Raw genomic sequence first — 12,137 nt, 5'->3', positions numbered from 1 at the left:
GGAGCCTCATACCTGTGTGATGCCGAATTCGTGGCGCTGGAAGGAGGTCTGAAGGGCCAGAGTCATGAGCTGTGCGCGGTTGCTGACTCCCGCCTTTCCCCGGATTCTGCGTAGATAGGTGTCCACGGTGTGCGGGCTGAGATTCATTCTCCGTGCAATGGAGGAATAGGTGTGGCCTTCGGCGAGGTAGCCGAGCACCTCCAACTCGCGGTCGCTGAGGAGTTCCAGGATTTCTGCGGCGAATGGACTCACAACTGTGCCTTTCATGGCGGGACAAGGGGCCTCGCGGCCGGCCCCTCTCGTTGGCGCGCCGGTCGGGCTGTGCCGCCCGTGCCTTCCTGCCGGTCCTCGGGGTGACCGCCGGTGACCTGGGCTAGGGTGAAGCCGGGGGCAGGGTGACGTGGGGGGAGTTCTGGCCGAGTGGTGACCGCCGACCTTGACCTTGAACAGCGGGCGGAGCCGGCCTTGCCGGCGGTCCCGGGTCCGTTGTCACCGCTACGGGCGTCGTGCAGCGCGATGCGGCTGCGGGCCGCCGGGGCACTTGTGGGGACGGCCTCAGCCGGCCGAGCCGCCCCAGCCGCTGTCGTCCGCGGAGATCGTGACGGCGTCGCCGGCCACCACGGCGTGCGTCACCGTCGCTGCCGAGGCGCTGAGCCCGCGCCCACCCCAGCCGCTGTCCCCGGTCCCGGCCTCGACCGTGAAATGAGATGTCGTCGAGGAAGACTTGGACGGCACTTCGGGGGAGGAATGCGCGACCCCGACAACCGCCCCGAGGGCGAGGAGTGCGCCGGCCAGGGCTGCGGCGGCTGAACGGGAGAATTTCATCTCGGGCCATCCTTCTCTGCGCTCTGCAACGGAACCGGATATTCCGATGTGTTCGGTCTCCGGTGCTTCAAGAATCGCGTGCGGTAATCGCTCTGGCCATGGATCACGGTGCTCACCAAGCTGCCCCGCAGCAAGACGACCAGGGGACGTAATGTTCAAAGCGGATGAAAACAGGTCAACCGAACCGCCTGCGCGGCCCACTGACGGGGAGATCGCTCTCTACAGATGGGTGGCGACGAACGAGAGGATGGACCCCGACCGCGCGGCGCGGGAGCTGGGACTGGACCGGGAGGAAGTCGACGCGGCCGTCGTCTCCCTGACGGAACTGGGCCTGTTAAGGGCGGACCCGGCCGAACCGGACCGGCTGCGCCCGGTGGACCCGGACCTGGTGGCCACCGTCGTGACCACCTCCATGGAGGCCGCGATCCGCGTCCGGCAGGCCGAACTGCACCACATACGCGACCAGTTCGCCGATCTGCGCGGCCACTACCTGGACAGCCTCCGGCGGGGGTCGGTCGACCTGGAGGTGATACCGGGACTGGAGGAGGTACGGGCCGCGCTCAACCGGGCCTCCGAGGAGTGCGCCGAGGAGATGCTCACCAGCCAGCCCGGCGGGAACCGGGTGCCGGAAGTCCTCCAGGAGGCCCTGGCCCGCGACACCGCGATGCTCGCCCGCGGGGTGCGGATGCGCACGCTGTACCACCACACGGCACGCTTCAACGGCCCCAGCCAGGCCTATGTCGCCCTGGTGTCCTCGCACGGCGCCGAGTACCGCACCGTGCACGAGCTGTTCGGCCGGCTGATCGTCTTCGACCGCAAAATGGCCTTCATCCCCGAACGGGGCGACACCTGGGGTGCGGTGGTGATCCGCGAACCCTCGGTCGTGCACTACCTGTGCGAGGTGTTCGAGCACACGTGGACGCAGGCCGCGCCGTTCTCGGAGGCCGCCACCGACGGCCTCGAACTCGTCGCCAAGGACATCGACCGGACGATCGTGCGGCTCCTGGCCGCGGGCCTGAAGGACGAGACCATCGCCCGCCGTACCGGCATGTCCCTGCGCACGGCCAGGAAGCACATCGCCGACATCATGGAGACCCTCGGGGCCGAGAGCCGTTTCCAGGCCGGCGTACTCGCGGCACAGCAGGGCCTGCTCGGGGACGGGACCGCGGACGCCGCCCCCGGTGACTGAGGCCCGCAGCGCCCGAGCCGACGATCCGGTACCGTGAACCCGGGACTGCCCAAACCCCGCCCCATGCAAGAGAGTTCCTGCAAACCGCAGGTACGGGGCCGACGCGACGCGCCACTCGATCCTGCGGCCATGTGGCGACAGAACAGCAGGTCTGTCCCTTCCCGGATGTTCCGTGCGTGACCAACGGCCGTCCGCGCGCGAACGCCGCATGCGGGCACGCCGCCCCTCGGGCCGGGCTTGCCGTGCATGCGGGGCGTACGCGCCGTCGGCGGGTTCGCGGCCACCACGGCACGCGGGAGTGCGGGCGCTGCGGGGAGCAGGAGTGGACGTGGACTACGAATCAGCCCCAGTCACGGGCAGAGCCGATCTGGAACTCCTCGTCAGGGACCTCGCCCTGTGTCTGTCGGTCCATCGTGACAAGAGTCCGGCCCTGGTCTGGCCGGAGGGCATCGACGCCGTGGTGGCGGGGGCGCGCGAGGTGCTGTCCCAGGGCGTGGTCCCCGGTGCGCAGGAGCCTCAGCGGGTCTCCGCCGGGACGGCGGAAGTGGCCTCCGCCCTGGGCGAGTTGCTGGGCTGCGAGGTCGACAGCTCGTTCATCGTGCTGCCCACGGGCGCACAGCACACCGGCGACACGGCCAAGACCGATCTGGTGCTGCTCCCCGTGCAGGGGAGCTGCGGCGGACGGGTCGAGCCGTCGGCACCCGGACAGGACGGCGCCGTCCTCGACCACGCCCTGGAGCTGCGGTTGCGGGTGGGGGAGGCCCTCTACGTGCCCTGCGGATTCGTCTACACGCTGAACGGCGTGCACGCGCCGTGCACGCTGCAGGTGCTGGCGCTGCACCCGCCCGTCTGGTGACGCCTGCGGCCCGGCCCCGGTGCCGAAGAGGACCGGGGGGACCGTGATCCCGTGACTACCTTTCGCCCGTCCGGCGGACGACGATCCGTGGCGGAAGGAAAGGTGGGTCATCCATGAAGTTCACTGTGCTGGGATCGCTCGCGCTGGATGACGGCGGTCCCCGGGACATCCCCTCGGCACCCAAGACGCGAAGCCTGCTCGCGCTCCTCGTCCTCAACGCCGACACGCCCGTCTCGCAGGACATGTGCATGGACGAACTGTGGGCCGGCGACGTGCCCCCCAGCGCGGTCCAGAGCCTGCACACCCGAGTGCTGCACCTGCGGCAGGCCCTGGCCGCCGCACCCTCGGTCGGCTCGCTGCGCGCGGCCAAGCAGATCCTGGTCACCCACAGCCGCGGCTACATGCTGCGGCTCGGTGAGGGCGCGCTGGACCTGCACGACCTGGAGCACCGGCTGCGCGGCGCCCGGCAGGCGGAACTCGCGCGCGACGACCGCAAGCTGTCGTTCGCGCTGCGCGCCGCCCTCGAACTGTGGCGGGGGCCGGTGCTCGGCGACACCCCCGCCGGCCCCTGGCTCCAGCCGCACGTCACCAGCCTGGAGGAACAGCGCCTCACGTTGCTGGAGAAGTGCACGGAGGCCGAGCTGCGTCTCGGCCTGCACCTCGAACTCCTGCCGGAACTGCGCAGACTGACGACCCGTCACCCGGCCCACGAGAACCTGCACGCCCAGTACATGCTGGCGCTCTACCGCTCCGGACGTGCCGCCCAGGCACTGACCGTCTACCGGGCGCTCCGCGCCGGCCTGGTGGAACAGGTCGGCATCGAGCCCTCGGCGCGCCTGCGCGCCCTGCACACCGCGATCCTCGCCCAGAGCCCGGACCTGGCCCTGGGCGGCTCCGCGGGCATCGCAGGCCCTTCGCCCCTGCTCAGCGCGGGCTGACCCGGGCCGGCCCGGCCGCGCGTGCCCCGGACACGGACGCGAGGACCCGTTGCCCGATGTCGTCCGCCAGCGTCTGCTGCACCTGCTGGAGATAGAAGTGCCCGCCCGGAAAGGACCTGGTCTCGGCCGTCGCGCGGGTGCAGCGCTGCCATTCCCGCATCACCGGCGCCGTGGTGTCCGCGTCCTGCCGCCCGTAGTAGGCGACGATCGGGGTGTCCAGCACCTCGCCGCCGGGGACCTGCCGGTAGGTCTCCATCAGCTGGTAGTCCGCGCGGATCGCCGGCATGACGAAGGCCCGCAGTTCGTCGTCGGCCAGCATCCGGGCATCGGTGCCCCCCTGTTCGAGGATGTCGGCGGCCAGCGCCTCGTCCCCGGCCAGGTGGCGGGTGCCACGGGGGACCCGGTGCGGGGGGACCATGCCCGAGACGCACAGGTACGACAGCCGGATCCCGTACCGCGCCCGCAGCAGCCGCGCCGCCTCGTACCCCACGGCCGCACCCATGCTGTGCCCGAACACGGCCAGCGGCCGGTCCGCCAGCGGCGCGAGCGCGGCGGCCACCTCCCCGGCCATCTCGGCCATGTCGGTGATGCACGGCTCGTCGAAGCGGTCCTGCCGCCCCGGATAGCACACCGACACCACCTCCAGCGCGGGGGAGAACAGCCCCGGCCAGTCACGGAAGAACGTCGGCGCGCCGCCCGCGTGCGGCAGGCAGACCAGGGTGGCCTCGGCCGTGGTGGACGCGGCTCCGTACCGGCGCAGCCAGGCGCCGCGCGTCGACGGGCCGCCGGTGTGCCTGCTCATAGGGGGTTCCCTCCGGTGTGCGGGGGCCCGCCGGTCAGTTCCCCGGCGGGCATGAGACGGAAGAACGGGACGACGACGGCTGCCGCGGCCAGTGCGAAGACGGCGAACGCGGCGGAGAGGCCGGCCCACTGCGCGAGGACGCCGGCCAGGGCCGAGCCCAGCGGCAGCGCGCCCCAGCTGAACATCCGCAGGGCGGCCGTGTAGCGCCCCAGCAGGGCGTCCGGGACCAGCGTCTGGCCGATGGTGCGGGAGTTGACCGACCAGAGGACCCCGCCCATGCCGCCGAGGAACGCCGCGCCCGTGTTGAGGGCGATCGACGAGGTGAGCCACGGCGTGGCGACCAGGACGAGCGTCCCGGCGAGGTCGGCGAACATCGCCCACTTGCGGCCCAGCAGCCGGTTCACCGGGGCCACGGTCAGCGCGCCGACCACGCCGCCCAGGCCCAGCGCACTCATCAGCACGCCGTAGCGGCCGTCGTCGGCGCCCATCGAGCGGGTCGCCGCCAGCGGGATCAGAGCCAGCCACGCGCCCCAGCAGGCGCACATCACGGTGAGCGTGAGCGCCATGGTCCGCAACACCCTGCTGCCCCACAGGAACCCGAGGCCCACGCGGATGTCGGCGTGGACGGAGGGGACCGGGCCGGCGGGCCGGCCGGCCGGCCGGAAGACGCCGGCGAGCGGGACGAGGACGAGTGTGCCCGCCACATAGGTGCCGGCCGTCGCGCCCAGCGCCGTCGCGGTGCCCGCGGTGAGCAGGGCCGCGCCCACCAGGGGACCGGCGAACTGGTTGCACACGGTCTCCGCCCCCGCCATCCAGGCGTTGGCGCGTTCCCGGCCCGGGGCGGGCACGGCCGCCGGCACCAGCGACGAGGCCGCGGTGAGCGCCACCACCTCGGCGACGCCGAGCAGCGACCCGCAGGCGAACAGCAGCCCGATGCCCGCGCCGCCCCGCGCCACCGAGCCGACCAGCACCAATACGGCGGCCGCGCGGACACCGTCCGCGAGCCACAGCAGCAGCCGGCGGTCGAAGCGGTCGACCAGTACTCCGACGTGCAGCGAGGTCAGCAGCCAGGGCAGGGTGAGCGACAGGGCCACGGCCGACACGGCGAGCGGGGAGCCGCTGACCCGGGCCGCCAGGAGCGGGACGACCATCTTGGTGACGCCGTCGGCCAGGTTGGTGACCGCGGTGAAGACCGTCAGGATCCAGGTGTTGCGGATCCCCGTCCGGCTGCCGGCCGGGACCGTCGGGCGGGCCGAGGTCGCCGCCATTCAGGCCTCCGGACGGGTCTGCCGGCGCGCGAAGTGCACCAGGGGCGCCGCACCGTCGTCGGTCTCGGCATGGAGGACCCGCCCGATCACCAGGGTGTGGTCCCCCACCGGCACCGACCGGGTGACCTCGCACACCACACCCGCCACCGCACCGGTGAGCAGCGGCGCGCCGCACCGCCCGGTGTGGGCGACTCCGGCGAAACGCTGTCCCGAGGGCAGCAGCGCGAACCGTTCGGCCAGCGTACGCAGCCGCCAGGGCAGCACGTTCACGGCGAAGCGGCCCGCCGCCCGGATGTGCCCGAGCGTTCCGCTGCCCGAGGCCAGCGACACCAGCATGGTCGGCGGCCGGTCGGTCAGGGAGAAGACCGCGGTGGCGGTGCAGCCGACCGGGTCACCGCCGTCGTAGGCGGTCACCACCGTGACGCTGCTGGCGAAACGGGTCATCGCCTCGCGGAACACGGCCGGCGGGACCGTCCCGGCGTCCCCGCCCGACGGCCCGGTGACGGATTCCTCGGTGATCGCCGTCATGATGTCCTCTCTTCGTGGGCGGCCGCCGCCGTCGTCCCGTCCGTGCGCGGCGCGCCGGACTCCCGGGACGCCAGGGTTCGCCGCAGGGTCCCGCGGTCCGTCTTGCCGTTGGCGTTGAGCGGGAGACCGGGAAGGACGGTGACCGAGCGGGGGACCATGTACGCGGGCAGCCGTGCCCGCAGCGCGGCCAGCAGCCCGGCGGTGTCCACGCCGTCCCCGGTGCACGCGGCCTCCAGCAGGGTCTGCCCGCCGGGCCCCGGCACGGCCACCACGACGGCGTCCCGTACCCCCGGGCCCCGGCGCAACGCGGTCTCGATCTCGCCGAGTTCGACGCGGTAGCCGTGCACCTTCACCTGCTGGTCGAGGCGGCCGACGTGCAGCAGGCCGCCGTCGGCCACCCGCACCCGGTCACCGGTGCGGTACCACAGGCTCTCGTCCGGCGCGGCCGTCTCCTCGACCACGGTGGCCGGCCCGCCCTCGAACCGCACGAAACGGCCCCGGTTGTCGCGCGGATCGAGGTAACCGGGGAACCTCTGGACGCCACGGACGCACAGCTCGCCCTCCGCGGCCGGCCGGCCCGCCTCGTCGATGACAAGGTGCTCCAGGCCCGGGTAGAGGGTGCCGATCGGTACCGTCGCCCCCGACCGGGCCGCCGTGTCCGTGCCCTGTGCGGGCAGCCGGTACTGCGAGCAGCTCAGGGTGAGTTCGGTGGGCCCGTACAGGTTCTCCAGCACGCTCGCCGGGGCGGCCGCCTGCCAGGCCGCGGCCTGCCCGAAGGTGAGCGGCTCACCGCAGAACAGACTCCAGCGCAGGTGCGGCATGCTCCCGGGGGCGAGACCGCGCAGCCGTGCCGCGAGCGAGACGACCGAGGGCACCGAGAACCAGTGGGTGATCCGCTCCCGCGCCACGAAACGGGCCGGCGCGAGCAGGTCGTGCGGGCCGGGCACGACGACCGTGCCTCCGGACGCCCAGGCACCGAACAGGTCGAAGACCGACAGGTCGAAGGTCAGGTCGAAGGTCTGGCTGAGCCGGGCCCCCACCCCGAGTCCGTACCGGGGAACGACATGGTCCAGATAGGCCGCCACATTGCGGTGCCGGACCGGCACCCCCTTGGGCACCCCGGTCGAGCCGGACGTGAACAGGATGTAGCAGACGTCGTCCCCGCGCACCGGCCGGACCGCGGGCACCGCGACGTCCCCCGCTCCCCGGGGTCCGGCGTCGGCGACGACGACCGGCACCGGCAGTCCGGCGTGGACCTGGTCGTCCTGCGCCAGGACGAGGTCCAGCTCGGCGCGTTCGGCGACGGCCGCGTTGCGGGCCGTGGGGAAGGCCGGGTTCAGCGGCACGACGGTGGCACCGAGCCGCTGCACGGCCAGGTACCCCGCGTACGCGGTGACCGTGCGGGAGGCCAGCAACCCCACCCGGCGCGGCACCCGGCCGCCTCCCGCGCCCACCAGCGCCGCGGCCAACCGCCCCGCCAGCGCGTCCAGTTCGGCGTAGCGGTACGTCTCACCGCTCACCTCCAGCGCCACGGCGTCCGGGTGCCGGCGCACCGTGGCGGCGAACCGGCCGTACATGCTCTCGTCAGTCCCCATCGGGTCCGCCCCTCCTCTCCAGCTCCGTCACGGCGTCGGTGAGCTCCGCGAACGCCTTCTCCACGAGGGCCGGGCGTGGCCGGCCCCGCTCGGCGGAGGTGACGGCGAAGCGCACCGCGCGCGGCAGTTCGGCCCATGCGGCGGCCGCTCGGCGCACCGCCGCGGTCTGCGCCGCGCCCGCGCTCCGCCCGGCGGCCAGCCGGTAGCGCTGGTGGCGGCAGGCCGTCCACAGGTCGTCCGCGTGACGCGCCAGCGCGGTCGCGTCCTGGCACACCCGGTCCGCGACATGGCGCAGTACGGCGACCGTCCCGCGTATCCAGCGGCCGGGCTCGGCATCCGCCGGGCCGTCCCGGCCGGCGGCCGGCTCCAGCCAGCGGAAGCCACCCGCCGTCGTCGGCACCTCCCGGCCGAGCGCGTAGCGGTCACGGTTGGCCGCCTCCGCCGTCAGGGCCGTGGGGGGTGTGAGCAGCGTGCGCAGTCCGGTGTCGGTCAGCCGTCCCTCCCAGGGCTCATGGGCCCCGTGCGGGGTCAGCGCGTGGAAGGTGTCCCGGACGGTCCACCGCCCGTCGGTGTCCCGTGCCACCAGCAGCCAGTGCGGTGTCTCGGTACCGCCGTACGACGGCGACCACGGCAGGTACCGGGTGTTGCCGACGGCCAGCACGCGCCCCCGGCGCCGTGACTCCGCCAGCAGCGCCTGCCGGGCCGCGTCCCACGAGTCGCTGCCGCGGTAGGCGAGTCCGTGTCCCTCCTCGTCCACGTCGACCCGGTCGTGGTGGGTGAACGCCATGTTTCCCTCGGGCGGGTCGGTGCGCACCGACAGCCTGACGGCGTCGGCGAGTTCGGCACGGACCGCCGGGCGGTCCGGTTCCAGGTAGGGCACCAGGTTCGCGGTGTAGCAGCTCAGTTCGAGCGGGGTGGTCATCGGGCCTCCGGTCCGGTGTGCGGCGCGGGCAGTCGGGTGTAGGCACAGCTCAAGGGGACGGAGGCGTGCCGGCGCAGGCTGATCCAGCGGTAGCCGTGCCAGGTGCCGCGCACGGCCGGCAACGGCACGTCGACGGCCCACGGCCGGCCGGACAGGCCGGTGCCCGCGGCCTTCACACAGGCCTCCTGCACGGTCCACATCCAGGCGAACTCCCAGGAGCGGCGCCGCGCCGGCAGCCCGGTCAGCTGACCGGCCCGCTCCCGGGCGCAGCGGCGTACCAGGGCGTCCGTCAGATCCGGTGGCGCGTGCTGCACGTCGAGCCCGACCGCGTGGTCCAGGGCCGCGCACGCCGCCACCGCGTCCCCGTCGTGGCTGACGCTGATCCCGATGCGGGGCCAGCCGGCCAGTCCGGGCCGCCCGAGCCGGGAGTAGACCACCTCGGCGTCGCGGGCCTCGGGGAACCGGGCGGCGAGCAGGCCGCGCAGCGCCCGGCGGCCCGCGAGGTGCTCCCGGGCGCGCACCTCGGCGAGTCCGGCCGCGCCGGCCAGGTCGGCGTCGGTGAGGTGCCCGGCGGGCGGGTGGCCGTGCGCGAGCGTCACCCACACCCCGGGCGCGGCCTCCGTCGGCGGCGGCGTCATGGTGTCAGCCCCTCCAGGACGGGCAGCAGCCGGTCCGCGACGGTGTCCAGTACGACCTCGGTGGCGCCGCCGCCGATGCCGAACAGCGCGGCCTCGGAGCGCAGTTGCTGGATGCCGCCGGAGACGAAGCCGTCGGCGCCCTGCAACTGGGCGCACACGCCGAGGACGTGTTCGGCGACCGTGCCCGAGGCGGCCTTGAGGACCGCGGCCGCGGCCCCGTCGTGACCGGTGGCGATCCGGTCGTACGAGGTCGTCCACAGCGCGTGCAGGGCGGCCGTCCGCACCGTGCACTCGGCGAGCCGCTGCCGTACCGAGGGATGCCGGTCCAGCGGTGTGCCGTCGACGTGCCGGCGGCCCAGGTGCCGCGCGGTCCCGGCGATCACCCTGCGGCACAGCTCGACGCCCCAGGCCGCCGAGGCCAGCCGTTCCACGGCGATGTGCCGGGCGAACAGGGCCAGGCCGCGGCCCGGGCGGCCGAGCAGGTGCTCGCGCCCGAGGCGGACGTCGCGGAACTCCACGTGCCCGACCCCCGAGCCCTGGAACAGGGTGGTGTTCGCGGGACGGATCGTGACGCCGGGGGCGTCCAGGGGCACGAGCACCCAGGTGAAGCTGGTGAAGTGGCGGCCGGGGCGGTGGCGGGCGAGCACCAGCGCGTGGTCGGCGGTGGTGGCCGAGGTGACCCAGCGTTTGCCGCCGTCCACCGTGACGGGGGCGCCCCCGTCGTCCGCACCCGGATCCGCGATGCGGACCCGGGTGCCGAGTCCGGCCAGGTCCGAGCCGGTGCCCTCGTCGGTCGCCGCGAGCGCCAGCAGCGCCTCGCCGTCGAGTGCCGAGCGCAGCACCTTCTCGGCCACGGAGGTCGAGGCGGTGTCGGCGAGCAGCGGAACGGCCGTGGCCAGCTGGACCAGGAGGGCCAGCACCAGACCCTGCGGGCCGCGGGCGTCGGCCTCCGCGAGCAGACGTCTGAGCAGCACCGCGTCCAGGGCGCCGGCCGGCCCGCTCGGGTACAGCCGGTCCGTGACGCCCGTACGGCCGAGCGCCGCCACGACGCTCCGGGCGTCCGCGCCGGGCGGCAGGACGCTGTGCCCCTCAGACATAGCGCACCTCCGGGTCGAGCAGGGCCAGCCTGCCGTCCGCCAGGTGGAGCCGGTCGTTGCCGTAGTTCAGCGCGGCCGACCGCAGGTCGCGCAGGGCACGCTCCAGGCCGGTGGGCGAGTCCCTGAGGTAGCCGTGGCGCAGGCCGACCGCGGTCACCAGGTCGTCGACCGCGCCGTGGCACTGCTCGGACGCGGTGATCTTCAGGGCGTTCAGCAGGAGCTGCTGCCTGGGATGCGACAGGTCCGTGCCGTCCTCGGCCGCCCGGGTCACCATGGCCGCCGTGTGCCGCAGCAGCGCGTGTACGGTGTCCAGCCGCTGGCGTGCCGAGGACAGCCGGGTCAGCAGGAGTTCCGAACCGAGATCGGAGCTGCGGCGCCCGGGGCTGCCCCGGAGCACGGACAGGACCCTGGCCAGCGCGCCGCTCGCGGTACCCAGCCAGGCCGCCGACCAGCCCAGGTGGGCGAGCGGGCCGAAGGTGTTCACCGCGATCTCGCGGAACCTGCCGTGCTCGCCGACGACCTGGTCCTCGGGCAGCCGGCCGGTCAGCCGCAGCGGCGCGCTATGGCTGGCGCGCATGCCCATCGGGTTCCAGCCGCCGCACGGCGTGACCTCCAGCTGGTCGCGGTCCGCGAAGACCAGCGACACCTCGCCGTCCGAGCGGGCCCGCGGGCTGCGCATCGTGATCAGGTATCCGTCGGCGTGCAGCCCGCCGGTGACGACGGGCGCGAACCTGTCCACGGCCAGCCACCCGGGCTCCGCGCCGAGTTGGGCCTTCGCGGTGAGCAGATGGCCGCCCTTGCCCTCCTCGGTGGTCACCGAGGCCAGGTACATCCGCCCGGCCGCGATCCGCGGCAGCAACTCGCCGGCCAGCCGCTCACCGGCGTGCTCGACGATTCCGGCCACCTGCTGGCAGTGCATCGCGAACACCATCGCCACGGACATGTCGGCCCGGCCGAGTGCGAGGGTCACGTCGAGGAGGTCGTCCAGCCCGCCGCCCAGCCCGCCGTGCCGGGCGGGCACCAGCAGGCCCAGCAGACGGGGCCGCAGCGCGTCCAGCGCGGCGACGGGGAACTCCGCCGCCTCGTCGCTGTGGGCCGCGTGCTTCTCGGCCACCGCGCACACCTCCGCGATCTCGGCACCGAGTTCGCGGACCAGGGCGGAAGGGGCCGTCGCGGGCGCGGTCATGCCGCCTCCGCAACGGTGCCGGCGTCCGCCGCGGCGTCACCGAGCGCGGGCCGCAGCGCCGCCCACAGGTTGCCCGCGGTACGGAACGTCTCCTCGACCAGGGCCTCGTCGGGAAGCGGCGCGCCGAAGGCGTCCTCCAGCGCGAACATCAGCTCGATGGCCTGCATGGAGTCCAGGCCCAGATCGCGCAGCGGGGTGTCTGGGGTGATGGGGTCGCCGTCGAGGAACGGCAGGAACGGCTTGAGCGTCTCGGTGAAACGAGCGTCCATCGTGGTTCGGGCCTTTCGCTGAGG

Annotated in this window: 14 protein-coding genes; 3 read left to right on the top strand and 11 right to left on the bottom strand. The window is 73.9% G+C overall.

Annotation, left to right across the window (positions count from 1 at the left end; translation table 11 throughout):
• Positions 1–6: 6 nt before the first annotated feature.
• Entirely contained in the window at positions 7–267 is a 261-nt protein-coding gene (locus tag ACWGKQ_RS31545; protein ID WP_453295411.1) for a response regulator transcription factor, read from the bottom strand.
• A gap of 288 nt (positions 268–555) precedes the next feature.
• The gene (locus ACWGKQ_RS31540; RefSeq protein ID WP_453295410.1) at positions 556–825 is read right to left on the bottom strand and encodes a hypothetical protein; all 270 of its coding nucleotides are present in this window, start codon (positions 823–825) and stop codon (positions 556–558) included.
• Positions 826–1,072: 247 nt separating this feature from the next.
• Between ACWGKQ_RS31540 and ACWGKQ_RS31535 the strand changes: the two genes are divergently transcribed.
• The 3 genes from ACWGKQ_RS31535 (at position 1,073) to ACWGKQ_RS31525 (ending at position 3,808) form a co-directional block, all read left to right on the top strand.
• A complete protein-coding gene (locus ACWGKQ_RS31535; protein ID WP_453295409.1) occupies positions 1,073–2,014 on the top strand; it encodes a helix-turn-helix transcriptional regulator in 942 nt (313 codons plus the stop codon).
• A gap of 328 nt (positions 2,015–2,342) precedes the next feature.
• A complete protein-coding gene (locus tag ACWGKQ_RS31530) occupies positions 2,343–2,870 on the top strand; it encodes a hypothetical protein (protein ID WP_453295408.1) in 528 nt (175 codons plus the stop codon).
• 113 nt (positions 2,871–2,983) lie between these two features.
• Positions 2,984–3,808: an AfsR/SARP family transcriptional regulator gene (locus tag ACWGKQ_RS31525; protein WP_453295407.1), complete on the top strand. Its 825-nt coding sequence runs from the start codon at positions 2,984–2,986 to the stop codon at positions 3,806–3,808.
• Here ACWGKQ_RS31525 and ACWGKQ_RS31520 read toward each other — a convergent pair.
• From ACWGKQ_RS31520 to ACWGKQ_RS31480, 9 genes are read right to left on the bottom strand one after another with little or no spacing between them, the layout of a single operon-like run.
• Positions 3,795–4,610 carry a thioesterase II family protein gene (locus tag ACWGKQ_RS31520; RefSeq protein WP_453295406.1) on the bottom strand — a complete coding sequence of 272 codons (816 nt, stop codon included), beginning with the start codon at positions 4,608–4,610 and terminating at the stop codon, positions 3,795–3,797. The genes ACWGKQ_RS31525 and ACWGKQ_RS31520 overlap by 14 nt on opposite strands.
• Positions 4,607–5,878 (bottom strand): MFS transporter, encoded by a 1,272-nt coding sequence (locus ACWGKQ_RS31515; protein ID WP_453295405.1) that lies wholly within the window; start codon positions 5,876–5,878, stop codon positions 4,607–4,609. Before ACWGKQ_RS31515 ends, ACWGKQ_RS31520 begins: the two co-directional genes overlap by 4 nt.
• Positions 5,879–6,406, bottom strand: coding sequence for a flavin reductase family protein (locus ACWGKQ_RS31510; protein WP_453295404.1), 528 nt, complete (start codon positions 6,404–6,406; stop codon positions 5,879–5,881). It lies immediately after the preceding gene.
• On the bottom strand, positions 6,403–8,001 hold the full coding sequence (locus ACWGKQ_RS31505) for an amino acid adenylation domain-containing protein (RefSeq protein WP_453295403.1): 1,599 nt from the start codon (positions 7,999–8,001) through the stop codon (positions 6,403–6,405). The genes ACWGKQ_RS31510 and ACWGKQ_RS31505 overlap by 4 nt, the downstream gene beginning before the upstream one ends.
• A complete protein-coding gene (locus ACWGKQ_RS31500) occupies positions 7,991–8,923 on the bottom strand; it encodes a hypothetical protein (protein WP_453295402.1) in 933 nt (310 codons plus the stop codon). Before ACWGKQ_RS31500 ends, ACWGKQ_RS31505 begins: the two co-directional genes overlap by 11 nt.
• Positions 8,920–9,561, bottom strand: a complete 642-nt coding sequence (locus tag ACWGKQ_RS31495) for a 4'-phosphopantetheinyl transferase family protein (protein WP_453295401.1) — start codon at positions 9,559–9,561, stop codon at positions 8,920–8,922. Before ACWGKQ_RS31495 ends, ACWGKQ_RS31500 begins: the two co-directional genes overlap by 4 nt.
• Complete coding sequence (locus ACWGKQ_RS31490) at positions 9,558–10,658, bottom strand: acyl-CoA dehydrogenase family protein (RefSeq protein WP_453295400.1); 1,101 nt, start codon at positions 10,656–10,658, stop codon at positions 9,558–9,560. Before ACWGKQ_RS31490 ends, ACWGKQ_RS31495 begins: the two co-directional genes overlap by 4 nt.
• The gene (locus ACWGKQ_RS31485) at positions 10,651–11,844 is read right to left on the bottom strand and encodes an acyl-CoA dehydrogenase family protein (protein WP_453295399.1); all 1,194 of its coding nucleotides are present in this window, start codon (positions 11,842–11,844) and stop codon (positions 10,651–10,653) included. Before ACWGKQ_RS31485 ends, ACWGKQ_RS31490 begins: the two co-directional genes overlap by 8 nt.
• A complete protein-coding gene (locus ACWGKQ_RS31480) occupies positions 11,841–12,113 on the bottom strand; it encodes an acyl carrier protein (protein ID WP_453295398.1) in 273 nt (90 codons plus the stop codon). Before ACWGKQ_RS31480 ends, ACWGKQ_RS31485 begins: the two co-directional genes overlap by 4 nt.
• Positions 12,114–12,137: the final 24 nt, after the last annotated feature.

This window comes from Streptomyces sp. NPDC054770, from assembly GCF_053611985.1.
This window is presented reverse-complemented; position numbering and strand designations above follow the sequence as displayed.

What these genes read in the sequence shown, in the direction of transcription:
- ACWGKQ_RS31545 (WP_453295411.1), bottom strand. Translation starts at nt 267, where the DNA reads ATGAAAGGCACAGTTGTGAGTCCATTCGCCGCAGAAATCCTGGAACTC.
- ACWGKQ_RS31540 (WP_453295410.1), bottom strand. Translation starts at nt 825, where the DNA reads ATGAAATTCTCCCGTTCAGCCGCCGCAGCCCTGGCCGGCGCACTCCTC.
- ACWGKQ_RS31535 (WP_453295409.1), top strand. Translation starts at nt 1,073, where the DNA reads ATGGACCCCGACCGCGCGGCGCGGGAGCTGGGACTGGACCGGGAGGAA.
- ACWGKQ_RS31525 (WP_453295407.1), top strand. Translation starts at nt 2,984, where the DNA reads ATGAAGTTCACTGTGCTGGGATCGCTCGCGCTGGATGACGGCGGTCCC.
- ACWGKQ_RS31520 (WP_453295406.1), bottom strand. Translation starts at nt 4,610, where the DNA reads ATGAGCAGGCACACCGGCGGCCCGTCGACGCGCGGCGCCTGGCTGCGC.
- ACWGKQ_RS31515 (WP_453295405.1), bottom strand. Translation starts at nt 5,878, where the DNA reads ATGGCGGCGACCTCGGCCCGCCCGACGGTCCCGGCCGGCAGCCGGACG.
- ACWGKQ_RS31510 (WP_453295404.1), bottom strand. Translation starts at nt 6,406, where the DNA reads ATGACGGCGATCACCGAGGAATCCGTCACCGGGCCGTCGGGCGGGGAC.
- ACWGKQ_RS31505 (WP_453295403.1), bottom strand. Translation starts at nt 8,001, where the DNA reads ATGGGGACTGACGAGAGCATGTACGGCCGGTTCGCCGCCACGGTGCGC.
- ACWGKQ_RS31500 (WP_453295402.1), bottom strand. Translation starts at nt 8,923, where the DNA reads ATGACCACCCCGCTCGAACTGAGCTGCTACACCGCGAACCTGGTGCCC.
- ACWGKQ_RS31495 (WP_453295401.1), bottom strand. Translation starts at nt 9,561, where the DNA reads ATGACGCCGCCGCCGACGGAGGCCGCGCCCGGGGTGTGGGTGACGCTC.
- ACWGKQ_RS31490 (WP_453295400.1), bottom strand. Translation starts at nt 10,658, where the DNA reads ATGTCTGAGGGGCACAGCGTCCTGCCGCCCGGCGCGGACGCCCGGAGC.
- ACWGKQ_RS31485 (WP_453295399.1), bottom strand. Translation starts at nt 11,844, where the DNA reads ATGACCGCGCCCGCGACGGCCCCTTCCGCCCTGGTCCGCGAACTCGGT.
- ACWGKQ_RS31480 (WP_453295398.1), bottom strand. Translation starts at nt 12,113, where the DNA reads ATGGACGCTCGTTTCACCGAGACGCTCAAGCCGTTCCTGCCGTTCCTC.